We start from the raw sequence: 25,153 nt of genomic DNA, 5'->3' as shown, positions 1-25,153 counted from the left end.
CAGGTGTCGCCGAGGGGGCGGGGCCTCTATCATGAAGAAGGTATGTGCAGATGCTGGATCAGACCATGAAACAGAAAATCGCTGATGGCGAAGGCTTCATCGCCGCGCTCGACCAGAGCGGCGGATCGACGCCCAAGGCGCTCAAGGGCTATGGCATCGAAGAAGGGGCGTGGGGCTCCGAAGAAGAGATGTTCGGCCTGATCCACGCGATGCGCAGCCGCATCATCACCTCGCCCGTTTTTACCGGCGACAAGGTGCTGGGCGCGATCCTGTTCGAGCGCACGATGGACGGCACCGTCGATGGCAAGCCGACCCCGCAGGCGTTGATCGACAAGGGCGTCGTGCCCTTCATCAAGATCGACAAGGGCCTTGAGGACGAGGCCAATGGCGTCCAGTTGATGAAGCCGAACCCCGATCTCGACGTCCTGCTGCACCGCGCCAAAGCGCTGGGCGTGTTCGGCACCAAGGAGCGTTCGGTCGTCAACCTCGCCAACCGCGAAGGCATTGCCGCCGTGGTCAAGCAGCAGTTCGAAACCGGCCAGCAGGTCTTGGCCGCCGGGCTGATGCCGATCATCGAGCCGGAAGTGAACATCAAATCGCCCGAACGCGCGGAAGCCGACGCGATCTTGCTCGACGAACTGGTCAAGGCGCTCGACGCGCTGCCGGACGACCAGCAGGTGATGCTCAAGCTCTCGCTGCCGACCAAGGCCGGTCTGTTCGATCCGCTGGTCGATCATCCCCGCGTGCTGCGCGTCGTCGCCCTGTCGGGTGGCTTTGCCCGTCCCGAAGCCTGTATCGAGCTGGCCAAAAATCGCGGCATCATCGCCAGCTTCAGCCGTGCGCTGCTCAACGACCTGCGCCACCAGATGAGCGATGACGAATTCAACGCGGCGCTGGGCGAAGCGATCGACGAGATCCACGGCGCATCGGTCGCCAAGACGCCCGTTACGGCCTGAACCCGATTGGCCGGGCGGGCCTTGCGCCTGCCCGGCACCCCTTTCCCGGATCGGCGGGATCGGTTAGGGCGCATGCCATGACCGATTTTACCGATGAAGAACTGGCGCTCGATCCGCATTTTGCCGATCAGTTCCAGACGGGCTTTCGCCCAGCCTGCCAGCTTTACCTGATCTCGCCGCCCGCGATCGACGCGGATTTTGCGCCGCGCCTCACACAAGCGTTGGAAGGCGGCAAGGTTGCGGCGTTTCAGTTGCGGCTCAAGGGGGTGGACGATCATGCGATCGCCGCGCTCGCGCCGCCGCTGCAGGCGATCTGCGCCGAGCATGAGGTCGCCTTCATCGTCAACGACAGCATTGGCCTGGCCAAGCGGTTGGGCGCGGACGGCGTGCATCTGGGGCAGGAGGATGGCGACCCGCGCGATGCGCGCAAGCAGCTTGGTCCCAATGTCCAGATCGGCGTGACGTGCCATGACAGCCGTCATCTGGCGATGGAAGCGGGCGAGGCGGGGGCCGACTATGTAGCCTTCGGCGCGTTCTTCCCGACCACGACCAAGGAAACGTTGCATCGCGCTGAACCGTCGATCCTGGGCTGGTGGACGACTTTGTTCGAACTGCCCTGCGTCGCGATCGGCGGTGTTACGGCTGAAAATGCTGGGCCGCTGGTGATGGCGGGCGCGGATTTCCTGGCGGTAAGCAGCGCGGTCTGGGACCATCCCGAAGGCCCTAAGGCGGGCGTCGCCGCCTTTGCCGACGTCCTCGCCAGCAAGCCGCCGCCGCCACGCTAAGCCACGTCGGCCCAAATTCCCGCCCGACGCAGCTTTCCGCGCCATCAAGCGTTGCTCGCCCATAGTCCGGGAGAGAATCGCCTTGAACCACCACCGCTTGCTGCCCCGCCATATGTTGTTGCTGACCGCGCTGTTGTGCAGCGCCTGCAACGTGTCCGTCACTGACGCCAATGACAGCGCGCCGACGGCCAACGCTGCTGCGCCTGGCAATGCCGCGACCGCCGCGAACGAGGCCTATGATTTTCAGGTCGTGCCGGAGCAGAATGCCTGGCAAGCCGACCGCATATTCCAGGCGCAGGTTCAACTCGATCGCTGGGGCCTTTCGCCCGGTGTGCTTGATGGCAAGGACGGCATGTCGTTCAAGGCGGCCGTTCGCGGCTTTCAGGAGGCGAACAAGTTGCCGGTGACGGGCGACTATGACCAGAAGACGGCGCTCGCGCTGCTGGAAGGCGAGGCACGGCCGACCACCTGGCTGGTGCGTATCCCGGCCGACTTCGCGCGCGGTCCATTTTTCGACATGCCCAAGGGGATGAAGGAAAAGGCGGAGCTTCCGGCGCTAACCTACCGCAATCTGCTCGAAAAGCTCGCCGAGCGTTTCCACACCACGCCCGAATTCCTCGTGTCGATCAATGCGCCGGGCACCAAGGTCGGGGCGGGGACGACCATCCGCGTGCCTGCGATCGAGAATCAGCCGGTGGCGCAGATCGAGGGCGACGAACGCGGCTGGGGCGCGACGCTCGCCAGCCTGGGCGTCGCGAAGGATCAGCCGCAGGCCGACCATGTCGTGGTCGACAAGTCCGAAGGCCTGCTCAAGGTCTATGCTGCCGACAACCGCCTGATCGCGCAGTTCCCCGCCACCATGGGGTCGCAATATGATCCACTGCCGCTCGGCGAATGGACGATCAAGGGCGTCAGTCGCAATCCTGATTATCATTATAATCCTGCGCTCTTCTGGGACGCTGGTGCGAAAGATGAGAAGGCGGTGCTGAAACCTGGCCCCAACGGCCCTGTCGGTGTCGTGTGGATCGACCTGTCCAAGGATCATTACGGCATCCATGGCACGCCCGAACCCCAGACGATCGGCCGCAGCGAAAGCCATGGCTGCGTCCGCTTGACCAATTGGGATGCGGCGCGGCTGGCGCAGATGGTTAAGCCGGGGACCAAGGCGAAGTTCCAGGCGTAGGGCCATGCCGACGACCTTTAAATGGCGTCGGTGGCTGTGGGGCGCGGGGGCGGTCGCGCTGTGCGTGGCTTTCGCGCATTTTTGCGTGCAGATCGTCCCAGCCGATGCGCCCCTATTTCCTGCCAAGGCACCTGTCGCCAAGTCGTCATCGGGCGCGTTGCTGATGCCGGTCGAAGGCGTGCCCGCCTCGGCATTGACCGATACCTTTACCCAAGCCCGCGCCTTGGGCGAAAGATCGCATGACGCCATCGACATCTTGGCGGCGCGCGGCAGGGCCGTGCTGGCCGTCGCCGATGGCCGGATCGACAAAATCCATTGGAGCAAGGAGGGCGGGCGCACCGTCTATCAGCGCGCGCCCGATGGCCGCACGCTCTATTATTATGCGCATCTTGATCGTTATGCGCCGGGCCTGCGCGAAGGGCAGATGGTGCGAAGGGGGCAGCGCATTGCGACCGTGGGCAGCACCGGCAATGCCGATCCCGGCGCGCCGCACCTCCATTTCGCCATCCACCGCGCGATGCCCGCCACGCCCTGGCATGGCGGCGACCCGATCAATCCCTATCCATTGCTAGCGACGCCCTGACCTGTCCCGCGCCCCCTTGCCCTTCGCACCATCCCGCTGTAAACGGCCGCCCAGCCTCCCGCGAGGCCGGCTCTTTCACTCTTGGACATATAGGCAGGCTCTTCCCATGAAGATCAGCGGCGTGGACATTCGTCCCGGCAACAATATCGAATATGAGGGCGGCCTGTGGCGCGCTGTCAAGATTCAACACACCCAGCCCGGCAAGGGCGGTGCCTATATGCAGGTGGAGTTGAAGAACCTCATCGACGGCCGCAAGAATAACGTCCGCTTCCGCTCCGCCGAAAGCGTCGAGCGTATCCGCCTCGATACCAAGGATTTCCAATATCTCTATGCCGAAGGCGACATGCTCGTCTTCATGGACAATGAGACCTATGAGCAGATCAATCTGCCCAAGGAACTGCTCGGCGACGCTGCCGATTTCCTGCAGGATGGCATGGAAGTGACGCTGGAAATGTATGAGGAACGCCCGATTTCGGTGCAGTTGCCCGACACCATCGAAGCGACGGTCGTGGAGGCCGACGCCGTGGTCAAGGGGCAGACCGCCTCGGCCAGCTACAAGCCCGCGATCCTCGACAATGGCGTCCGCGTCATGGTCCCCCCGCATATCGTCAGCGGCACCCGCATCGTCGTGGATGTCTACGCCCGCGAATATGTGAAGCGCGCGGACTAAGCCGACCAAAAAAACGCCCCTCCCTTTCAAGGGAGGGGGAAGGGGTGGGTCGCGACCGGAGGGAGCGTCTGACCTGGCCCCTGATGTTGCAGGCGATTGCCGTGCAATCGCACCCACCCCCGGCCCCTCCCTGAACAGGGAGGGGGGAGAATTAAAATGGCATCTCATTCAGGCCTTCTCACCGTCATGGAACGCGCCGCGCGCAAGGCGGGCGGCAAGCTGCGTCGCGACTTCGGCGAGGTCGAGCATTTGCAGGTGTCCCGCAAGGGGCCGGCCGACTTCGTGTCGAAGGCGGACGAGCAGGCCGAAAAGACGCTGGTCGAGGAATTGCAGCGCGCCCGGCCGGACTGGGGCTTCCTGCTCGAAGAAGGCGGCGTGATCGAGGGCGACCCGACCAAGCCGCGCTGGATCATTGATCCGCTCGATGGCACCACCAATTTCCTGCACGGCATCCCGCATTTCGCCATTTCGATCGCGGTCGAAGAACCGCTTTATGGCGGCAAGCGTGAGATCACGACCGGCCTCATCTATCAGCCCTTCACCGACGAAAGCTATTGGGCGGAAAAGAATCGCGGTGCTTGGCGCCATGATCAGCGGCTGCGCGTCTCCGCGCGCCGCGATCTGGCCGATTGCGTCATCTCCACCGGCATCCCCTTCATGGGCCATGGCGACATGGGGCAGTGGGTGCGTATTTTCGGCGCGGTCGCGCCGTCGATCGCGGGTATCCGCCGTTTTGGCGCGGCCTCGCTCGATCTCGCGCATGTGGCGTCGGGGCGCTATGATGGTTTCTGGGAAAGCGGCCTGCAACCCTGGGACGTCGCGGCCGGCATGCTGCTGGTGCGCGAAGCGGGCGGTTTCGTCAGCGATTTTCGCGGTGGCGAGCAGATGATCGAGCGCCGCGAAGTGATTGCGGGCAATGACGCCATCCACAGCAAATTGCACAAGTTGGTGGCAAACGCCCTGCGCTAAGGTGCAGCTAGGCCAAGCGCTTCAAGCACTTGGCCTTTTTGCGATTCATTCTCACGGCCTTGGCCCCTTGCTTCGCATATGCAGCAGGCCTAAAGCGCCCCCACAACCTTTTCGCCCAGGGGATACCATTGGTCGATCTTGCCCAATATCTGCCGATCCTGCTCTTTTTGGGGATCGCTTTGCTGCTGTCCGGCACGTTCGTTTTCCTGCCGATGCTGGTCGGTCGTCTGACTGGCGCGCATAAGCCCGATCCGGCCAAGCTCAGCGAATATGAATGCGGCTTTCCCGCTTTCGAAGAGCCGCGCAGTCAATATGACGTGCGCTTCTATCTGGTGGCGATCCTCTTCATCATCTTCGATCTTGAAGCGGCATTCCTGTTTCCCTGGGCGGTGAGCCTCGACCAGATTGGCTGGGCCGGCTGGGCGACGATGATGATTTTCATAGCGGAACTGGTGCTCGGTCTCGTCTATGCGTGGAAGAAGGGAGCGCTCGATTGGGAGTAGAACTCTATAACCCGGCGCCCGGCACCTTGCCGCCCGTCGGGACTCAGCCCGATCAGGATTTCTTCAATTCGCTCAACAGCGAAGTGAATGACAAGGGTTTCCTCGTGACCTCGACGGAGGATCTGTTCACCTGGGCGCGCACCGGCTCGCTGTGGTGGATGACCTTCGGCCTTGCCTGCTGCGCGGTCGAGATGATCCACGTCAACATGCCGCGCTATGACATGGAGCGTTTCGGCGCCGCCCCGCGCGCCTCTCCGCGCCAGAGTGACGTGATGATCGTCGCGGGAACGCTGTGCAACAAGATGGCTCCTGCGTTGCGCAAAGTTTACGATCAGATGTCTGAACCGAAATATGTCATTTCCATGGGGTCCTGCGCCAATGGCGGGGGCTATTATCATTACAGCTATTCTGTAGTGCGCGGGTGCGACCGGATCGTGCCGGTCGACATATATGTACCGGGTTGCCCGCCGACTGCCGAAGCGTTGCTTTATGGCGTGATGCAGTTGCAGCGGAAGATCCGCCGGATCGGGACGATTGAACGGTAATGACAGGCATGACGTCTCTTTTTCACCGTTCGTTTCGAGCGAAGTCGAGAAACCTGTTCCTGGCACAGTGCGAGCGTATCTCGACTGCGCTCGATACGAACGGAGGTCTGTAATGGGCCATTCCGCACCCCGGATCGCGACCATTGATGGGATCGCGCAGGAAATCGAGACCCTGTTGGGTTCGATGCTGATCGAAACCGTCGATCATGCCGATGAACTGACCTTCACCGTGCAGCGCGACGCGCTGGCGCAGGCGATGACGCTGCTGCGCGATCAGGCGCAGTATCAGCAGCTTATGGAAGTCGCCGGGATAGACTATCCCGAACGGGCCGAACGGTTTGAGGTGGCCTATCATCTTCTGTCGGTCACCCGGAATCATCGCATCCGGATCAAGGTGTCGACCGACGAAGATATGCCGGTGCCGACCGTCACGCATCTCTGGCCGGTCGCCGGCTGGCTGGAGCGCGAAGTGTTCGACATGTATGGCGTCGTATTCGACGGCAACACCGACCTGCGCCGCATCTTGACCGATTACGGGTTCAAGGGCTATCCGCAGCGCAAGGATTTCCCGCTGACTGGCTATGTCGAACTGCGCTATTCCGAGGAGGACAAGCGCGTCGTCTATGAGCCGGTGAAGCTGGCGCAGGATTTCCGCAGCTTCGACTTCATGTCGCCGTGGGAAGGCGCGGAATATATCCTGCCCGGCGACGAAAAGGCACCGCAGGCACCCGGTGCACCGACCCCGGCTGCTGCGCCGCCGCCGCCACCTGCTGCGCCCAAGGGCGATGCCGTGGCCTCGACGCCCAAGACCACCGAGAAAAAGTCCGACACCGGCGCTGGTGAAGCGGCGAACAAGGCGGCGGAAAGAAAATCCGCCGACGCGCCGACCAAGGCGGCTTCGGCGACCGATGAAGGCGAAGGCGTGGCCAAGCCGGAGGACAAGGCGTAATGGCTGATTATCTCGAAAAGCTGGACCACCACACGGACGCTGCCGATCCGACCTATGGCGACACGGAAATCCAGAATTACACGATCAACTTCGGCCCACAGCATCCTGCGGCGCACGGCGTGTTGCGTCTCGTCATGGAGCTGGAGGGTGAGATCGTCGAACGCTGCGATCCGCATGTCGGGCTGCTGCATCGCGGCACCGAAAAGCTGATCGAATATAAGACCTATCTCCAGGCGCTGCCCTATTTCGATCGGCTCGATTATTGCTCGCCGCTCGGCATGGAGCATAGCTATGTGCTGGCGATCGAGAAGCTGCTGAACCTGGAAGTGCCGCTGCGCGCGCAATATCTGCGCGTGTTCTTCGCGGAACTGACCCGCATCTGCAATCATATGCTCAACCTGGGTTCGCACGTCATGGACGTCGGCGCGATGACGCCGAACCTGTGGATGTTCGAAATCCGCGAGGATTGCCTCAACTTCTTCGAGCGCGCTTCGGGCGCCCGCATGCACAGCGCCTATTTCCGGCCCGGCGGCGTGCATCAGGATGTGCCGCTCAAGCTGCTGACCGACATTGGCGATTGGCTCGACAACCGTATGCCGCGCCTGTTCGAAGATGCGGTCAGCCTAGTCGCGGACAACCGCATCTTCAAGCAGCGCAATGTCGATATCGCCGTCGTGTCCAAGGAAGATGCGTTGAAATGGGGCTTTTCCGGCCCGATGCTGCGCGGCTCCGGCATTGCGTGGGATATCCGCAAGGCGCAGCCCTATGATGTCTATGATCGCGTCGATTTCGACGTGCCGGTCGGCACCAATTATGACTGTTATGACCGTTTCATGGTCCGGGTCGAGGAAGTACGCCAGTCCGCGCGCATCATGAAGCAATGCCTGCAGGACATGCCCGAAGGCCCGATCGCCAGCTTCGACCGCAAGGTGTCGCCGCCCAAGCGCGGCGAGATGAAGCGGTCGATGGAAGCGCTGATCCATCACTTCAAACTCTATACCGAAGGCTTCCATGTTCCTGCGGGCGAAGTCTATGTCGCGACCGAAAGCCCCAAGGGCGAATTCGGCGTGTATCTGATCGCGGACGGCTCCAACAAACCCTATCGCTGCAAGATCCGCCCGACCGCGTTCAGCCATTTGCAGGCGATGGACTTCATGGCAAAGGGTCATATGCTCGCCGACATCACCGCTATCCTTGGCTCGATGGACATCGTGTTCGGGGAGTGTGATCGGTGAAGAAGGCGTTCTGGAAATACGCCTATTGGCGATACCAAAATCGTCCCATTAACCCGTTGGTTGAGTGGGCGCTAATCGTCTGGGGCGTTTTCTGGATTCTGCCCAATGCCTTGGCATTCATGCTGAGGTTTGATGCTGTTGTTACGGATGTCCGGGCGTATGCTTGTTTGGCAGTAGGTGTTGTATTGTTGGCGGCGGGTTTGGCTCGTCGCACTATTCGTAAGGCTCAGGTGATCGGTGGCCAGTCGGCGCTGTATCGCAAGCGGTTGGAAGTTCTGAATGGCTGACGCACCCCATATCCCCGACGAAACCGAAACCCGCGCGCGCTGGGGCAATTTCGCGTGGACGGCGGAAAATGCCGAACAGGTGAAGACCATCATCGCGCGCTACCCCGCCGGTCGCCAGCAGTCTGCGGTCATGCCGCTGCTCGATCTCGCCCAGCGGCAGGTCGGTGTGGAGACGCAGACGCAAGGGTGGCTGCCCGTCCCGGTGATGGAGTTTATCGGCGACCAGCTCGATATGCCCTATATGCGCGTCTATGAGGTCGCGACCTTCTACACCATGTATAATCTCGCGCCGGTCGGTCGCTATCATGTGCAGGTGTGCGGGACGACGCCCTGCATGTTGCGCGGTTCCGACGATGTGTTCGCGGCGTGCAAGAATAAGGGTCTGGTGAAGGGCGCGACCACGCCCGACGGCTTGTTCACGCTAACCGAAGTCGAATGCCTGGGTGCCTGCGCCAATGCGCCGATGGTCCAGATCAACGACGATAATTTCGAAGATCTGACCTATGACAGCATGAGCGCGGTGCTGGAAACGCTCGCCGCTGGCGGGCAACCGAAGATCGGTCCGCAGATCGAGCGCCAGACGAGCTGCCCGGAAGGTGGCCCGACCGCGTTGAAGGACATGGTCGCTGAAAATCATGATTATCGGGGGGAGTGGGCGTGAAAACAATCCACCCAACCCCGTTCGGGCTGAGCTTGTCGAAGCCCTCCACTGAGCTTGTCGAAGTGGCTTCGCTTCGCTCAGCCGAACCCTTCGACTTCGCTCAGGGCGAACGGAACTGCGGGGTATTCGCATGAGCGCTCTCGTCGCCATCATCCTGGGCCTCATTGTCTTCGTGATCGCGCTCAAGATCATCGGCGCGGTGTTGGGGCTGGTCATCGGGCTGGGCCTCGCCGTTGTCGCATATTTCGTGGCTGAAAAACTGATCGGAAAGGGCCGCTGATGGCCGACGACACCGCCCCTGTTGCGCCGCCTCCTCCGCCGCCGTTCGTCGGCCCGCTGGAGGACAGGGACCGCATCTTCACCAACGTCCATGGTTTCCAGGATTGGGCCATCGACGCGGCGATGAAACGCGGCGATTGGGACAATACCAAGGATCTGCTGAGCCTGGGCCAGGACGCGATCATTGACATCATCAAGGCGTCGAACCTGCGCGGCCGTGGCGGCGCGGGCTTCCCGACCGGCATGAAGTGGAGCTTCATGCCCAAGGAAAGCAAGGATGGTCGTCCCAGTTTCCTGGTCATCAACGCCGACGAGTCCGAGCCGGGCAGCTGCAAGGACCGCGAAATCGTCCGCCACGATCCGCACAAGCTGATCGAAGGTGCGCTGATCGCCGGGTTCGCGATGCGCGCGCGCGCCGCCTATATCTACATCCGTGGCGAGTTCATCTACGAAGCCAAGGTGTTGTTCGCGGCGGTCGAGCAGGCCTATGCCAAGGGTTTCCTGGGCAAGAACGCCTGCGGTTCCGGCTATGATTTCGATGTGTTCGTCCATCGCGGCGCGGGCGCTTATATCTGCGGTGAGGAAACCGCGCAGATCGAAAGCCTGGAAGGCAAGAAGGGCCAGCCCCGTCTCAAGCCGCCTTTCCCGGCGGGCGCGGGCCTCTATGGCTGCCCCACCACGGTCAACAATGTCGAAAGCATCGCGGTCACGCCGACGATCCTGCGGCGCGGCGCGGCCTGGTTCAACCGCTTCGGGCGCGAGGGCAATCGCGGCACCAAGCTCTTCCAGATCAGCGGCCATGTGAACAAGCCCTGCGTGGTCGAGGAATCGATGTCGATCCCGTTCCGCGAACTGATCGACCGCCATTGCGGCGGCATTCGCGGTGGATGGGACAATCTGCTGGCGGTCATCCCCGGCGGCTCTTCGGTCCCGCTGGTCCCGGCGCGCGAAATCATGGACGCGCCGATGGACTTCGACGGGTTGAAGGCGCTCGGCTCCGGCCTGGGCACCGCCGCCGTCATCGTCATGGACAAGTCCACCGACATCGTCCGCGCCATTTCGCGGCTGTCCTATTTCTACAAGCATGAGTCTTGCGGCCAATGCACCCCCTGCCGCGAAGGCACGGGCTGGATGTGGCGCGTGATGGAACGGCTGCGCACCGGCGAGGCCGAACTGTCCGAAATCGACATGCTGCATCAGGTCACCAAGCAGGTCGAAGGCCACACCATCTGCGCACTCGGCGACGCGGCGGCCTGGCCGATTCAGGGGCTGATCAAGCATTTCCGGCCGGAAATCGAGCGGCGGATTAACGACAATAAGGGTAGCGCCCCGATCATGGAGGCGGCGGAGTGAGAGCGACGCTGTTCGTTACGTTGGTTATGTTTGCAGCCTCTTCTCCAGCATTTGCAGGAAATGCCAAAGAAGACGTGCGCGCGCGCAAGATCATGTATGATTATGCCCGGTGCGTGGTAAAGCTTAAGCCACAACGAGCGGCGAATGCCATTCTCGCTAACTCTGATAATTCTGAAATTCTGAAGGAATATCCTGATCTCATTAGCAGCAATTGCATGGCTCAGGTTGCTGGCAATGTTAAAATGACGTTCGGCGGCGATCTTTATCGCTATGCGCTTGCTGACGCTTTGGTGAACGCCAAATTCTCCGAGAAATTCGAAACGAATTTTTCAAACCGTCTGCCATTGGCGCACCTTCGTCCTTCGACGCCGGAGGAATTGGAGGCAAAGCTAGGCAAAGAAAAAAGCAAGCGCGCTCGTACTAAAATCCAAGAGGATGAGGACAAAAGAGCTGGGATTACCTGGCTGTCCCACTATGGGGAGTGTATAGTTCGTAAAGACCCCGTCCGAGCGCGGCTTTGGTTGCTTACTCCGCCCGACGGACCGGAGGAGGTTAGTAGAATAGGCGATCTGCGCCCTACCTTCTCCGATTGCCTCGATGGAGGAACTGTGAAGTTTACGCGAGTAACGCTGCGAGGCGCTGTTGCCATTAACTACTTCCGGCTCGCTAGTGCGACGCCGCAGTTGATTGCTGAGAAGGCTCAATAATGCCTAAAGTCAAAGTAGACGGCGTAGAACTGGAAGTCCCGGCGGGCGCGACTGTCCTCCAGGCGTGCGAGCTGGCGGGGAAGGAAATTCCGCGCTTCTGCTATCATGAGCGGCTGTCCATCGCGGGCAATTGCCGCATGTGCTTGGTTGAAGTGAAGCCCGGACCGCCCAAGCCGCAGGCGTCGTGCGCGTTGCCCGCTGCCGAAGGGCAGGACATCCGCACCGACAGCGAAATGGTCAAGAAGGCGCGCGAAGGGGTGATGGAGTTCCTCCTCATCAACCATCCGCTCGATTGCCCGATCTGCGATCAGGGTGGCGAATGCGACCTGCAGGACCAGTCGGTCGCTTATGGGCGCGGCGCGTCGCGCTATGACGAAAATAAGCGGGCGGTGACCGAGAAGAATATGGGGCCGATCGTGAAAACGGTCATGACCCGCTGCATCCAGTGCACGCGCTGCGTGCGCTTTGCCGAGGAAGTTGCGGGTGTGCCGGAAATCGGTGCCATCTATCGCGGTGAAAACATGCAGATCACCACCTATCTGGAACATGCCGCCAAGAGCGAGCTGTCCGGCAATGTGGTCGATCTCTGCCCGGTCGGCGCGCTAACGAGCAAGCCCTATGCGTTCGAAGCGCGGCCCTGGGAATTGAAGAAGACCCACGCCATCGACGTGATGGATGCGGTCGGCACCAACATCCGGCTCGACAGTCGGGGCCGTCAGGTGCTGCGCGCGGTGCCGCGCATCAATGACGACGTGAACGAGGAATGGGCGTCGGACAAGACGCGCCACAATGTCGACGGCCTGGTGCGCAAGCGGCTCGACAAGCCCTATGTCCGCAAGGACGGCAAGCTGGTGCCCGCGACCTGGGCCGAAGCATTCGCGGCGATCGCGGCCGTGCCGCATGGCGGCAGCGTGGCGGCGATTGCGGGCGATCTGCTCGATTGCGAGACGATGTTCGCGGGCAAGCTGCTGGTCGAAAAGCTGGGCGGCACGATGCTCGAAGGGCGTCAGACGGGCCTCGCCTATGACGTCTCTTCGCTGAGCGCGGTGAATTTCAATACGACGTTGAACGGCATCGAGACGGCGGACATGATCCTGCTGGTCGGCACCAATCTGCGCTGGGAAGCGCCGCTGGTGAACACCCGCATCCGCAAGGCGATTAGAAAGGGCGCGAAGGTTTTTGCCATCGGCCCCGAAGTCGACCTGACCTACAAGGTCGAATGGCTGGGCAATGATGCGTCGTTGCTCGCCAAGCTGCCGGAAGCGGTGGTCGAGGCATTTGGCAAGGCGGCGCGGCCCGCGATGATCGTGGGCGGTGGCGTGCTGGCCAAGGACGGCGCGCATGGCGACACGCTGGCGCTGGTTGAGACGCTGGGCCTCGTGAAGGAGGGCTGGAACGGTTATAACGTCCTGCATTTCGCGGCATCGCGCATGGGCGGACTGATGCTCGGCTTCGCCACCGCTGGCGGGATCAAGGCGATGGCGGCGGCCAAGCCGAAGCTGCTCTTCGCGCTCGGCGCGGACGAGGTCGATTATGCCGCTTTCCCTGATTGCTTCAAAGTCTATGTCGGCCATCATGGCGACAAGGGCGCGCATGCGGCGGACGTGATCCTGCCGGGGGCGAGCTATGCCGAAAAGGCAGGCACCTATGTCAATCTGGAAGGCCGGGTGCAGCGTGGCGAAAAGGCCGTGTTCGCGCCGGGCGACGCCCGCGAGGACTGGTCCATCCTGCGCGCCCTGTCCGACGTGATGGGCGTCAAGCTGCCGTTCGACAGCTTCGATGCGCTGCGGGCGGAAATGGCCAAGGCCGTGCCGGCTCTGGGTGTCGAAGGTCTGGCTGATTATGGCTGGTCCATGCCATCGCTGCCCACCGGCGCGACCGGCGAATTCGGATCGCCGATCAAGGACTTCTACCTCACCAACGCCATCTGCCGCGCCAGCCCGACGATGCAGCAATGCTCGGCCGAACTGGTCCACGGCGTCGAATTTGCGGAGGCGGCGGAATGATGAGGAACGCTATCAAAGCTCCCTCTCCCCATGGGGGAGAGGGCTGGGGAGAGGGGGCTCGACGCCAGTGTCGCCACATGCCTTCAACCTCAGCACACCCTCACCCAACCCTCTCCCTCCAGGGAGAGGGCTTTAAGGGGCCGCATCAGTGACCGCTTTCTTCCAAAATCTGGGCATGCCGTTCGAGGGTGCCTGGCTGCTGTCGACCATCATCGGCATCCTGCTGATCGCCCTGCCGTTGATGCTCGCCGTGGCGATGATCATCTATGCCGATCGCAAGATCTGGGCGGCGATGGCGTTGCGCCGTGGTCCCAACGTCGTGGGGCCGTTCGGCCTGCTGCAATCCTTCGCGGACGGCCTCAAGGTCTTCCTGCAGGAAACCATCATCCCGTCGGCGTCGAACAAGGCCTTGTTCCTGATCGCGCCGATCATCACCTTCACCGTCGCGCTGATGGCCTGGGCCGTGGTGCCGTTCGATGTCGGCGTCGTGCTGGCGGACATCAATGTCGGCCTGCTCTACATTTTGGCGATCAGTTCGCTTGGCGTGTACGGGATCATCCTGGCTGGTTGGGCCTCCAACTCCAAATATCCCTTCTATTCCGCGATCCGCGCCAGCGCGCAGATGATCAGCTATGAAGTCTCGATCGGCTTTACCATCGTCACGGTGGTATTGTGGGCGGGCAGCTTCAACCTGAGCGCCATCGTCGAAAGCCAGAAGGGCTATTATGGCTTCCTGAACGGCAACGGCTTCAATCCGCTGCTTTTCCCGATGGCGGTCATGTTCCTGATCTCGGCGCTGGCTGAAACCGCGCGCGCGCCCTTCGATCTGACCGAAGCGGAAAGCGAGCTGGTCGCGGGTTATCAGACCGAATATTCGTCCATGTCGTTCGCGCTCTACTGGCTTGGCGAATATGCCAACGTCATCCTCATGTGCGCGCTCAACGCCATTCTCTTCTGGGGTGGCTATCTGCCGCCGTTCGATTGGGCACCGCTTTATTATGTGCCCGGCATCCTTTGGCTGTTCGCCAAGATCCTCTTCTTCTTCTTCGTCTTCTCCTGGGTGAAGGCGACGGTGCCCCGCTTCCGGTATGACCAGTTGATGCGATTGGGTTGGAAAATCTTCCTGCCCGTGTCGCTCTTCTTCATCTTCCTGGTGTCGGGCTTCCTCATGCTGACGAGGTATGGGGGATGATGGCGCTAGTAGTTACCGCACTTCAGGCCAGCGTGCCCACGTCTGCTCCGCCGCCAACACTGGCGCAACTGACAATGCCTATAGTGGACGCGACCTGTAGAATTTCCGATTCGCAGGGCCGCCAGCATGATCTGATTGTCCGCCAAACCGGCGGGCGTGCTTACAAAAAGGTCAATGGCGACGGATCCACATGGACACCGCGGACCATGGTGAGACACCAAGTAGCCCGCGACACCGCTGGCATTTTTGACGGGTTCGAGTTTCAGACCGGGCCGCGCGAAACTTGGCCAGGCAGGGTCGAGGCGTCGAGGAGATCCGGTCCGATCATGGGCCGGATTGTTCAGGTTGAGACCATTAGAACTGACCGCGATAACGGATATGCCATCTTGATCCGCCGAAATTGGCCTCGGCCGGATGTGCAGATGCTCGGTTTCTGCGATGTGAAGAAAGCGCCCCAAGCCCCGCTGAACGCGGCGGAGACGGAAGAGGCTATCAGGCAATGAGTATCGGTTACTACGTCAAGAGCTTCACCCTCTGGGAGTTTGTGAAGGCGCACGCCCTGACCTTGAAATATTTTTTCAAGCCCAAGGCGACCATCAACTACCCTTACGAGAAGAACCCGATTTCGCCGCGCTTCCGGGGCGAACATGCGCTGCGTCGCTATCCCAATGGGGAAGAGCGCTGCATCGCGTGCAAGCTGTGCGAGGCAGTATGCCCGGCGCAGGCGATCACCATCGAAGCGCAGCCGCGCGAGGATGGCAGCCGCCGCACGACGCGCTACGACATCGACATGACCAAGTGCATCTATTGCGGTTTCTGTCAGGAAGCCTGTCCGGTGGACGCGGTCGTCGAAGGCCCGAATTTCGAGTTTGCGACCGAAACCCGCGAGGAGCTGATCTACGACAAGGCGAAGCTTCTCGAAAATGGCGACAAGTGGGAACGGGCGATTGCCGCGAACCTTGCCGCCGACGCGCCTTATCGCTAATGGGCGCCGTGTCTAACTCAAACCCGTTCGCCCTGAGCCTGTCGAAGGGTTCGACTGAGCGTCGCGAAGTCACTTCACTTCGTTCAGTGGAAGACTGCGACTTCGCTCAGCCCGAACGGTTTCCGGGGGCCATCCATTGATCCACGTCCTAGCCTTTTACCTGTTCGCCCTCATGGTGGTCGGCAGCGCCGCGATGACCATCCTGTCGCGCAACCCGGTCCATTCAGTGCTGTGGCTGATCCTGGCCTTTTTCAATGCGGCAGGGCTGCTGATCCTGATCGGTGCCGAATTCATCGCGATGCTGCTCGTCATCGTCTATGTCGGTGCGGTCGCGGTTCTGTTCCTGTTCGTGGTCATGATGCTCGACATCGACTTTGCCGAATTGCGCGCCGGGTTCGTCAGCTATCTGCCCTTCGGCCTGCTGGTCGCGCTCGTGTTACTGGCCGAAATCATCCTGGGCATCGGCCTGTGGAGCGCCGGTCCGGTTGAGCTGGCCCAGCGCGCGGCGCCGACTGACCCCGATATTTCGAATATCAAGGCGGTCGGGATCTTGCTGTATACGCGCTACATCTTCCTGTTCGAAGCGGCCGGCGTCGTGCTGCTGGTCGCCATGATCGGCGCGATCGTCCTGACCCACCGTGCCCGTGGCGGCGTGAAGGGCCAGAATATCAGCAAGCAGAACCGTCGTCGTCCGCAGGATGCGGTCCGCAATATCAATCAGCCCATTGGGCAGGGGGTGGAGCTGTGATCGGCCTTCAACATTATCTGGTGGTCAGTGCCATTGTGTTCGTGATCGGGGTGCTGGGCATCTTCATCAACCGCAAGAACATCATCATCATCCTGATGGCGATCGAGTTGATCCTCCTGAGCGTGAACATCAACCTCGTCGCCTTCAGCGTCTTCCTGAACGACATGGTGGGGCAGGTGTTCAGCATGTTCGTGCTGACCGTCGCGGCGGGTGAGGGGGCCATCGGCCTTGCCATCCTCGTCATTTACTTCCGTGGTCGCGGCTCCATCGCCGTCGACGATGTCAACCGGATGAAGGGCTGAGCCTTACAACATGATCCAGCTTATCGTCCTTCTTCCGCTGCTCGCAGCCATCATTGCCGGTCTTGGTAACAAGGCTCTTGGCAAGCTGCCTGCCAAGATCATCACCACCGGCGCGCTGTTCGTCTCTTGCGCGTTGAGCTGGCCCATCTTCCTGTCCTTCGTGGCGGGCGACGGTCAGGCTTATGTCGCGCCGCTCTTCACCTGGATTCAGTCGGGCAGCTTCGATGCCCAATGGGCGCTGCGGGTCGACACGATGACGGCGGTCATGTTGGTGGTCATCACCAGCGTGTCGAGCCTCGTCCACCTCTATAGCTGGGGCTATATGGATGAGGAGCCGGATCAGCCGCGCTTCTTCGCCTATCTCTCGCTCTTCACCTTCGCGATGCTGATGCTCGTGACCGCGAACAATCTGCTGCAGATGTTCTTCGGTTGGGAAGGGGTGGGCCTTGCTTCCTACCTCCTCATCGGTTTCTGGTTCCGCAAGCCCAGCGCCAATGCCGCCGCGATCAAGGCATTCGTCGTCAACCGCGTCGGCGATCTTGGCTTCATGATGGGCATCTTCGGCACCTATCTGGTGTTCAATACCATCTCGATCCCCGAAATCCTGGAAATGGCCCCGTCGATGGCCGGTTCCACCATCGGCTTCCTGGGCGCGCGGTTCGACACGATGACAGTGCTGTGCCTGCTGCTGTTCATCGGTGCGATGGGCAAGTCGGCGCAGCTGGGCCTTCACACCTGGTTGCCGGACGCGATGGAAGGCCCGACGCCTGTGTCGGCGCTGATCCATGCCGCAACCATGGTGACCGCAGGCGTGTTCATGGTGTGCCGCCTGTCGCCGATGTTCGAAACCTCGGAAACCGCGCTGACTGTCGTTACCTATGTCGGCGCGGCGACCTGCCTGTTCGCGGCGACCGTCGGCACGGTGCAGAACGACATAAAGCGCGTCATCGCCTATTCGACCTGTTCGCAATTGGGCTATATGTTCTTTGCGGCGGGCGTCGGCGCCTATGGCGCGGCGATGTTCCACCTCTTCACCCACGCCTTCTTCAAGGCGCTGCTGTTCCTGGGCGCTGGCTCGGTCATCCATGCGATGCACCATGAGCAGGACATGCGCTATTATGGCGGCCTGCGCAAAAGCATCCCCATCACCTTCTGGACGATGACGCTGGGCACGCTCGCCATCACCGGCGTCGGCCTGCCGCTCGTCGGCATCGGTTTTGCGGGCTTCTATTCGAAGGACGGCATTCTCGAAGCGGCCTATGCCGCTGGCGGGGCTGGCACGGGCGCGTTCCTGGTTGGCGTGTTCGCCGCCTTGCTCACCAGCTTCTACAGCTGGCGTCTGGTATTCCTGACTTTCTTCGGCAAGCCGCGCTGGGCCGCATCGGAGCATATCCAGCATGCGCTGCATGATGCGCATGGCCACGGCCATGACGATCATGCCACGCACGGTCATGGCTCCGAAGAGGCCAATGCGCCTGCGCAGGAACATGCCGGTCACGACCCGCATGGCCATGAAACCGCGCCCGCTCATATGGCGACAGGTACGGGCGGCTATCATCCGCATGAAAGCCCTTGGGTCATGCTGGTGCCGTTGATCGTGCTCAGCATTGGCGCGGTGTTCGCGGGCCTCGTCTTCCATGATCAGTTCATCGGATCGGAAGGCGGCATTGCTTTCTGGCAGGGGTCGCTGGCGTTCGACAGCCATCTGATGCACGCCGCGCATGAAGTGCCGACCTGGGTCAAATTCTCGCCCTTCACGGTGATGCTGACGGGTCTTGCGATCGCATGGCTCGCCTATATGAAATATACCGACTGGCCGCAGCGCTTCGTGGCTCAGTTCGGCGTCCTCTACACCTTCCTGCTCAACAAATGGTATTTCGACGAGCTTTACAATCTGCTCTTCGTCAAGCCTGCCTTCGCCATCGGCCGCTTCTTCTGGAAGTTCGGTGACGTTGGTTTCATCGACCGCTTCGGACCCAATGGTCTGGCTGCCTTGGTCGTGCAGGGCAATAAAGTGACCCGTCGGCTCCAGTCCGGCTATCTTTACACCTACGCGCTGGTGATGCTGATTGGCCTCGCCGCTGCCGCAACCTGGGCGATGACACGATAATGGACGGCTTCCCCATCCTTTCCCTGATGATGGCAGTGCCGATGGCGGGGGCCATCGCCTGTCTGTTCGTGGGCGCGAACAACGCGCGCTGGATCGCGCTGATCGCGACCCTCATTGATTTCGTACTGGGCATGGCCCTGTGGGCGAATTTCGACCAGTCAGGCAGCGGCGCGCAGTGGCAGTTCCAGGAATATGCGCCGATCTTCGGCAAATTCGCCTGGGCGCTGGGTATTGACGGCATCGCGCTTATGCTTATTGCGCTGACCGTATTCCTTATGCCGATCTGCATCGGCGCAAGCTGGCGCGCGATCGAAAAGCGCGTCGGCGAATATATGGCGGCCTTCCTGTTCATGGAGGTGCTGATGATCGGCGTCTTCGCGGCGCAGGATCTTTACCTCTTCTACATCATGTTCGAAGCCGGCCTCATCCCGATGTATCTGATCATCGGCATTTGGGGCGGTGCGGATCGCATCTACGCCAGCTATAAATTCTTCCTCTACACGCTGCTCGGCTCGGTCTTGATGCTGATCGCGATGATGTGGATGGTGCATGAGGCAGGGACGACCGAAATCCCGGCGCTGATGGCCTATAATTTCGATCCTGCGGTCCAGACCTGGCTGTTCCTTGCCTTCTTCGCCAGCTTTGCGGTCAAGATGCCGATGTGGCCGGTCCACACCTGGCTGCCCGACGCGCACGTTCAGGCACCGACCGCAGGCTCCGTCATCCTTGCGGGCGTTCTGCTGAAGATGGGCGGCTATGGCTTCATCCGCTTCTCGCTGCCGATGTTCCCCGAAGCCTCGGCGCAGCTTGCGCCGCTGGTCTGGGGCCTGTCGATGGTGGCGGTGGTTTACACCAGCCTCGTCGCGCTGGTGCAGTCGGACATGAAGAAGCTGATCGCCTATTCTTCGGTCGCGCATATGGCGATCGTGACCGTCGGCCTGTTCGCCTTCAACCAGGCGGGCATCGAAGGCGCGATGATGGTGATGCTGGGCCATGGTCTGGTCGCAGGCGCGCTGTTCCTGTGTGTCGGCGTCATCTATGATCGCCTGCATACCCGCGAGATTGCACGCTATGGTGGCTTGTCGATCAACATGCCGCGCTATGCGCTGTTGTTCCTCTTCTTCACCATGGCGTCGGTCGGCCTGCCCGGCACATCCAACTTCGTCGGCGAATTTCTGGCGCTGATGGGCATTTATCAGGCATCGACCTGGGTCGCGCTAGTTTGCACGACCGGCATCATCCTCGGCGCGGCGTACATGCTCTATCTCTACCGCCGCATCTGCTACGGCGAGCAAGTCAATGCCGATGCTGCCGCCATGCCCGACCTGTCGGCGCGGGAATTGTGGCTGCTAGCCCCCATTGCCGCCGTCGTCTTGTGGATGGGCATTTATCCCGAAAGCTTCCTCGCCCCGATGCGTCCTGACATCGTTGCGCTGGAAGCCCGCCTCGCGCCCGCCGCACCGGCAGGCGATGCCCAGATCAAGCTGGGCGCGCCCAAGCCCGCGAGCGAGGCCCATCATGGAGACGCCTCTGCGCCCTCACATTCAGCGTCGGGGGAGGCGCACTAATGTTTGAATATACTTCCCTTCTGGCGGTCATGCCGGAACTCGTGCTCACCATTGGCGGCCTCATCCTGTTGATGGTGGCGGCCTTTGGTGGCGACGGCACGGCCCGCCTTGTCGGCAGCCTGTCGGTCGTGACCCTGATCGGCGGTGGCATTGCGCTCTTCTGCTCGCTGGCGCACGGGCCTGACGCCTTTGACGGGCTATATCGGGCGGATGCTTTCTCGGTCTATGCCAAGGCGTTGATCTATGGCGCGGCCGCCGCCGCGATCCTGCTTGCACCCCGCTTCTTTTCGACCGATGGCGCGCTGCGCCCGGAATATCCGATCCTCATCGTTTTTGCGTCGATCGGCATGGGCATGATGGTGTCGGCGGGTGATATGCTGACGCTCTATATCGGCCTCGAAATGAACAGCCTTGCTTCCTATGTCCTCGCCAGCTTCATGCGGCAGGATGGGCGGTCGTCCGAAGCGGGCCTCAAATATTTCGTGCTGGGTTCGCTCGCCAGCGGCATCCTCCTCTACGGCATCTCGCTGCTCTACGGTTTTACCGGCAGCACCACCTTCGACGGCATCGCCGTCGCGCTGGGTGGCGGCGTCAGCAAGGGCGCGCTGTTCGGCCTGGTGTTCGTGCTGGCGGGCCTCGCTTTCAAGATCAGCGCCGTGCCGTTCCACATGTGGACGCCCGACGTGTATGAAGGCGCGCCCACCCCGGTCACCACCTTCTTTGCCAGCGCGCCCAAGGTTGCGGCCATCGCCCTGACCGTGCGCGTCGCGATTGAAGCCCTGGGCCCGGCGGGCATGGACTGGCAGCAGATCGTGATCTTTGTGGCACTGGCGTCGATCATCTTCGGTGCGGTGGCCGCCATCGGTCAGAGTAATATCAAGCGGCTGATGGCCTATTCTTCGATCAACAATGTCGGCTTTGCGCTCATTGGCCTTGCCGCCGGAACGCCGGCCGGTGTCGCTGCGACGATGAGCTATATGGCGATCTATGTCGTCATGACCATCGGTGCCTTCGCTTGCATCCTCCAGATGCGCGATGCCGACGGCAAGCCGGTCGAGACGATCGCCAGCCTCGCGGGCCTGTCGCAATCGCGCAAAGGCCTCGCGGCCGCCTTCGCCATCTTCATGTTCTCGATGGCCGGTATTCCGCCGCTCTTCGGTTTCTGGGCGAAGTTCCTGGTGTTCGATGCCGCCGTCGCGGCTGGCCTGACGGCGCTGGCCGCTGTGGGCATCGCGGCATCGGTGATCGGCGCTTTCTATTATCTCAAGATCATCAAGACGATCTATTTCGACGAGCCTGCTGCTGCCTATGAGGCAAAGGGTGGCGCGGTCGAAAATATCATCCTGACCGCCTGCGCCGCTGTCATTGTGCTGGGCTATCTGCTCAACCCCATGCTGGATCAGGCGAGCGCTGCCGCGGCGGCGTCCTTGTTCTGACCGACATACGCCTCGTTGAAGATACCATATCGACCAATGCCGACATGCTGGCATTGGTCGATACCGGTTTAAGCGAAGGCAGTTGGCTGCGCGCCCGGCGTCAGAGCGGGGGCAGGGGACGGATGGGCCGAACATGGGACAGCCCGGCCGGCAATCTCTATTGCTCCACCCTGGTCCGCTTGCAGCCCAGCGACCCGCTACCCCATACGCTGGCATTGGTCGCGGCGAACGCCGTCCATGCCCTCGTCGCGCCATTATGCGCCGGGCAGGCGCGGATCAAATGGCCCAATGACATATTGGTCGACGGCGCAAAGATTGCAGGCATCTTGTTGGAGCGCACCGGCGACACCATCGTCATCGGCATCGGCCTCAACGTCACTGATCATCCCCGCGATCTTGATCGCCCCGTAACTAGCCTCGCAGCGCAAGGGGCTACTGATGCGGAAGCCGGTGCGTTGCTCGACCGACTGGCCCAGATTTTCGCCCATTGGCTCGCCATCTGGCGCGCGCAAGGCCTCGACCCTGTGCGCACCCATTGGCTGCTCAACGCCCCCCCCACCGGCACACCGATGCGGGTCCAGCAACCGGACGGCAGCACGGTGGAAGGCGCTTTCGATACGCTCGATCGCCAGGGCATGCTCATCCTGCGCTTGGCGAACGGGCAGAGCCGTGCCATTCACGCCGGTGACATCTTTCTCATCTGACCCAAGGAACGGCCATGCTCCTCGCGATCGACGCGGGCAATACCAATGTGGTTTTCGCGCTGCTCGACGGGCGGGACATCCGCGCGCGCTGGCGCATCGCGACCGACGCGCGCCGCACGGCGGACGAATATGCCGTCTGGCTCAACCAGTTGCTGATGCTCGAAGGCTATAAGATCGCCGACGTCAACACCGTCATCATCGCGACGGTCGTGCCCCGTGCGCTGCATAATCTGCAGGTATTGGCCGAAAAATATTTCCGGACCACCGCCCTGATCGCGGGGCAAGCGCCGCTCGACTGGGGTATCGAACTCGACGTGGCGGAGCCGGGATCGGTCGGGGCCGACCGGGTTGTAAACGCCATCGCCGCGCACCATCTCTACAGCGGCGACCTGATCGTCATTGATTTCGGCACCGCGACAACGTTCGACGTGATCGACTATAGCGGTGCCTATAAGGGCGGTATCATCGCGCCGGGTATCAATCTCTCGCTTGATGCGCTAGTAGCGGCGGCCGCGAAGCTGCCCCGCATCGCGATCGCCCCACCGGAAAATCGTTCGGTGATCGGGCGGACGACCGAGGCGCAGATGCATATTGGCGTATTTTGGGGCTATGTAGCCATGATGGAGGGGTTGGTCGCCCGCATGAGGGCCGAAATCGGCCGCCCGACCAGGGTTATTTCAACGGGGGGCCTTGCGGTCCTCTTCAACGACAACAGCGATATTTTCGATGCGATCGCGCCGGATCTGACGATTCAGGGCCTCGCGCTGATGCACGAACGGAGTTTACAAGCATAATGACACCCAAGGATGAGCTGCTCTTCCTGGCCCTCGGTGGGTCGGGCGAGATCGGCATGAACGTCAATCTTTACGGCTGCCAGGGCAAATGGGTCATGGTCGACCTCGGCATGACCTTCGGCGACCCCACCTATCCCGGCATCGAACTGATCCTGCCCGACCTCACTTTCATCGAGGAACGGCGCAAGGATCTGCTCGGCATCGTGCTGACGCACGGGCATGAAGATCATATCGGCGCGATCCCCTATCTCGCCGCTGACTTGGGCGTGCCGCTCTACGCGACGCCTTTCACCGCAGGCCTCATCCGCCTGAAGCTGGAGGAAGAAGGGCTTACAAAGGAGGTCAAACTCCATGTGATCGAGAATGAGGGCAGCTTCAATCTCGGCCCATTCGGCTTCCGCTATGTGCCGCTCGCCCACTCGATCCCGGAGGGCAATGCCCTGCTGATCGACACGCCGCACGGCAAGATTTTCCACACGGGCGACTGGAAGCTCGACGAGCGACCGTTGCTCGGCGAACCGGCGACCCCCAAGGAACTGACTGTCATCGGCGACGAGGGCATCCTCGCCATGGTCTGCGACAGTACCAACGTCTTCAATGACAAGGCCAGCGGTTCCGAAGGCGATGTGCGCGAAGGGCTGATGGAAACGATCGCCGGGGCCAAGGGCCGCGTTCTGGTCACCACCTTCGCCTCCAACGCCGCCCGCGTGCAGACGTTGGGCGAAGTCGCCACGGCGACGGGCCGCAAGGTGTGCGTCGCCGGGCGCTCGCTCGACCGCATCATCGGCATGGCCAAGGCCAGCGGCTATCTCAAGGATTTCCCGCCGACCGTCGATTGGGACGATGCGATGGCGCTGCCCCGCAACGAAGTGATGATCATCGCGACCGGCGGCCAGGGCGAAGCCCGCGCTGCGCTCGCCCGCGTGGCGTTCGACAGCCATCCCATCAAGCTGGCCGAAGGCGACCTGGTCGTCTTCTCCTCCAAGCAGATTCCCGGCAACGAAATCGCCATCGGCCGCATCCAGAATGCGCTGGCCATGTCCGGCGTGCTGATGGTCACCGACCGTCAGGCCGAAGTCCATGTGTCGGGCCATCCCGGTCGCCCCGAACTCGAAGCCATGTATCGCTGGATACGGCCCGAAATCCTGCTTCCGGTCCATGGCGAACGCCGCCATATGGCCGAACAAGCCCGTTTGGCGCTGGCCAGCGGCATCCGCCACGCGCCGGTCCAGTCCAATGGCGACTTGCTGCGCCTCGCCCCCGGTGCGCCGGAGATTATCGGCAAGCAGGACACTGGACGTTTGGTGCTGGATGGCGATGTCATCCTGCCGGCCGATGGCGCGACCATCAACGAACGGCGCAAACTCGGCCTGCATGGCCAGATCAGCGTCGCCGTGGCGATCGACCGCAAAGGCAAGATGATCGGCAAGCCGACGCTGCGCACGCAGGGCGTACCGGTCGAGGAAGACAAGGCCGCCTTCCTTGCCGAAGCGTCGAATGATGCCGCGGCGGTGATCCCCAAGGGGTCGCTGGAGGATGACGCCGTGCGCGAGCGGGTTCGCCTCGCGGTGCGCCGGACGGCGACACGCTGGACTGGTAAGAAGCCGATAGTGGACGTGCTGCTCATTCGCGCCTAATCAGGC

Annotated in this window: 26 protein-coding genes; all 26 read left to right on the top strand. The window is 61.7% G+C overall.

Annotated features, from left to right (window positions below):
• Positions 1–50: 50 nt before the first annotated feature.
• The 26 genes from J2W40_RS03860 to J2W40_RS03735 all read left to right on the top strand — a co-directional run bounded on the left by J2W40_RS03860 (position 51) and on the right by J2W40_RS03735 (position 25,147).
• Positions 51–956 (top strand): fructose bisphosphate aldolase, encoded by a 906-nt coding sequence (locus J2W40_RS03860; protein ID WP_310222223.1) that lies wholly within the window; start codon positions 51–53, stop codon positions 954–956.
• A gap of 77 nt (positions 957–1,033) precedes the next feature.
• On the top strand, positions 1,034–1,741 hold the full coding sequence (gene thiE / locus J2W40_RS03855; RefSeq protein WP_310222072.1) for a thiamine phosphate synthase: 708 nt from the start codon (positions 1,034–1,036) through the stop codon (positions 1,739–1,741).
• Between the two features lie 112 nt (positions 1,742–1,853).
• The gene (locus J2W40_RS03850; RefSeq protein ID WP_310222222.1) at positions 1,854–2,924 is read left to right on the top strand and encodes a L,D-transpeptidase family protein; all 1,071 of its coding nucleotides are present in this window, start codon (positions 1,854–1,856) and stop codon (positions 2,922–2,924) included.
• 4 nt (positions 2,925–2,928) lie between these two features.
• Complete coding sequence (locus J2W40_RS03845; protein ID WP_310222071.1) at positions 2,929–3,507, top strand: M23 family metallopeptidase; 579 nt, start codon at positions 2,929–2,931, stop codon at positions 3,505–3,507.
• 106 nt (positions 3,508–3,613) lie between these two features.
• A complete protein-coding gene (gene efp / locus J2W40_RS03840) occupies positions 3,614–4,177 on the top strand; it encodes an elongation factor P (protein WP_037473941.1) in 564 nt (187 codons plus the stop codon).
• 156 nt (positions 4,178–4,333) lie between these two features.
• Positions 4,334–5,146, top strand: coding sequence for an inositol monophosphatase family protein (locus J2W40_RS03835; protein WP_069064737.1), 813 nt, complete (start codon positions 4,334–4,336; stop codon positions 5,144–5,146).
• Between the two features lie 128 nt (positions 5,147–5,274).
• On the top strand, positions 5,275–5,649 hold the full coding sequence (gene ndhC, locus J2W40_RS03830; protein ID WP_037473947.1) for an NADH-quinone oxidoreductase subunit A: 375 nt from the start codon (positions 5,275–5,277) through the stop codon (positions 5,647–5,649).
• Positions 5,640–6,194, top strand: coding sequence for a NuoB/complex I 20 kDa subunit family protein (locus tag J2W40_RS03825; RefSeq protein ID WP_037473949.1), 555 nt, complete (start codon positions 5,640–5,642; stop codon positions 6,192–6,194). The genes ndhC and J2W40_RS03825 overlap by 10 nt, the downstream gene beginning before the upstream one ends.
• 112 nt (positions 6,195–6,306) lie before the next feature.
• Positions 6,307–7,143, top strand: coding sequence for an NADH-quinone oxidoreductase subunit C (locus tag J2W40_RS03820; protein ID WP_310222070.1), 837 nt, complete (start codon positions 6,307–6,309; stop codon positions 7,141–7,143).
• The gene (locus tag J2W40_RS03815; protein WP_310222069.1) at positions 7,143–8,378 is read left to right on the top strand and encodes an NADH-quinone oxidoreductase subunit D; all 1,236 of its coding nucleotides are present in this window, start codon (positions 7,143–7,145) and stop codon (positions 8,376–8,378) included. The genes J2W40_RS03820 and J2W40_RS03815 overlap by 1 nt, the downstream gene beginning before the upstream one ends.
• Positions 8,375–8,665, top strand: coding sequence for a hypothetical protein (locus J2W40_RS03810; RefSeq protein ID WP_310222068.1), 291 nt, complete (start codon positions 8,375–8,377; stop codon positions 8,663–8,665). The genes J2W40_RS03815 and J2W40_RS03810 overlap by 4 nt, the downstream gene beginning before the upstream one ends.
• Positions 8,658–9,326: a complex I 24 kDa subunit family protein gene (locus tag J2W40_RS03805; RefSeq protein WP_310222067.1), complete on the top strand. Its 669-nt coding sequence runs from the start codon at positions 8,658–8,660 to the stop codon at positions 9,324–9,326. The genes J2W40_RS03810 and J2W40_RS03805 overlap by 8 nt, the downstream gene beginning before the upstream one ends.
• A 130-nt stretch (positions 9,327–9,456) precedes the next feature.
• Complete coding sequence (locus J2W40_RS03800) at positions 9,457–9,606, top strand: hypothetical protein (protein ID WP_171899191.1); 150 nt, start codon at positions 9,457–9,459, stop codon at positions 9,604–9,606.
• Entirely contained in the window at positions 9,606–10,958 is a 1,353-nt protein-coding gene (nuoF, locus tag J2W40_RS03795) for an NADH-quinone oxidoreductase subunit NuoF (protein WP_310222066.1), read from the top strand. Before J2W40_RS03800 ends, nuoF begins: the two co-directional genes overlap by 1 nt.
• The gene (locus J2W40_RS03790) at positions 10,955–11,665 is read left to right on the top strand and encodes a hypothetical protein (protein ID WP_310222065.1); all 711 of its coding nucleotides are present in this window, start codon (positions 10,955–10,957) and stop codon (positions 11,663–11,665) included. Before nuoF ends, J2W40_RS03790 begins: the two co-directional genes overlap by 4 nt.
• On the top strand, positions 11,665–13,671 hold the full coding sequence (nuoG, locus tag J2W40_RS03785) for an NADH-quinone oxidoreductase subunit NuoG (RefSeq protein WP_310222064.1): 2,007 nt from the start codon (positions 11,665–11,667) through the stop codon (positions 13,669–13,671). The genes J2W40_RS03790 and nuoG overlap by 1 nt, the downstream gene beginning before the upstream one ends.
• A gap of 148 nt (positions 13,672–13,819) precedes the next feature.
• Positions 13,820–14,863, top strand: coding sequence for an NADH-quinone oxidoreductase subunit NuoH (gene nuoH, locus J2W40_RS03780; RefSeq protein ID WP_310222063.1), 1,044 nt, complete (start codon positions 13,820–13,822; stop codon positions 14,861–14,863).
• A gap of 499 nt (positions 14,864–15,362) precedes the next feature.
• A complete protein-coding gene (gene nuoI, locus J2W40_RS03775) occupies positions 15,363–15,848 on the top strand; it encodes an NADH-quinone oxidoreductase subunit NuoI (RefSeq protein ID WP_310222062.1) in 486 nt (161 codons plus the stop codon).
• Between the two features lie 136 nt (positions 15,849–15,984).
• Positions 15,985–16,596: an NADH-quinone oxidoreductase subunit J gene (locus J2W40_RS03770; protein ID WP_310222061.1), complete on the top strand. Its 612-nt coding sequence runs from the start codon at positions 15,985–15,987 to the stop codon at positions 16,594–16,596.
• Positions 16,593–16,898, top strand: coding sequence for an NADH-quinone oxidoreductase subunit NuoK (nuoK, locus tag J2W40_RS03765; protein WP_310222060.1), 306 nt, complete (start codon positions 16,593–16,595; stop codon positions 16,896–16,898). Before J2W40_RS03770 ends, nuoK begins: the two co-directional genes overlap by 4 nt.
• A 10-nt stretch (positions 16,899–16,908) precedes the next feature.
• Positions 16,909–19,008 (top strand): NADH-quinone oxidoreductase subunit L, encoded by a 2,100-nt coding sequence (gene nuoL / locus J2W40_RS03760; RefSeq protein WP_310222059.1) that lies wholly within the window; start codon positions 16,909–16,911, stop codon positions 19,006–19,008.
• Positions 19,008–20,576: an NADH-quinone oxidoreductase subunit M gene (locus J2W40_RS03755; protein ID WP_310222058.1), complete on the top strand. Its 1,569-nt coding sequence runs from the start codon at positions 19,008–19,010 to the stop codon at positions 20,574–20,576. The genes nuoL and J2W40_RS03755 overlap by 1 nt, the downstream gene beginning before the upstream one ends.
• Complete coding sequence (gene nuoN / locus J2W40_RS03750; protein ID WP_310222057.1) at positions 20,576–22,012, top strand: NADH-quinone oxidoreductase subunit NuoN; 1,437 nt, start codon at positions 20,576–20,578, stop codon at positions 22,010–22,012. Before J2W40_RS03755 ends, nuoN begins: the two co-directional genes overlap by 1 nt.
• Positions 22,013–22,017: 5 nt before the next feature.
• A complete protein-coding gene (locus tag J2W40_RS03745; RefSeq protein WP_310222221.1) occupies positions 22,018–22,716 on the top strand; it encodes a biotin--[acetyl-CoA-carboxylase] ligase in 699 nt (232 codons plus the stop codon).
• A 14-nt stretch (positions 22,717–22,730) separates the two neighbouring features.
• Positions 22,731–23,510, top strand: coding sequence for a type III pantothenate kinase (locus J2W40_RS03740; protein WP_069064724.1), 780 nt, complete (start codon positions 22,731–22,733; stop codon positions 23,508–23,510).
• The gene (locus J2W40_RS03735) at positions 23,510–25,147 is read left to right on the top strand and encodes a ribonuclease J (protein ID WP_310222056.1); all 1,638 of its coding nucleotides are present in this window, start codon (positions 23,510–23,512) and stop codon (positions 25,145–25,147) included. Before J2W40_RS03740 ends, J2W40_RS03735 begins: the two co-directional genes overlap by 1 nt.
• Positions 25,148–25,153 lie beyond the last annotated feature (6 nt).

The organism is Sphingobium xenophagum (genome assembly GCF_031457465.1).
Lineage (GTDB): Bacteria > Pseudomonadota > Alphaproteobacteria > Sphingomonadales > Sphingomonadaceae > Sphingobium > Sphingobium xenophagum_A.
This window is presented reverse-complemented; position numbering and strand designations above follow the sequence as displayed.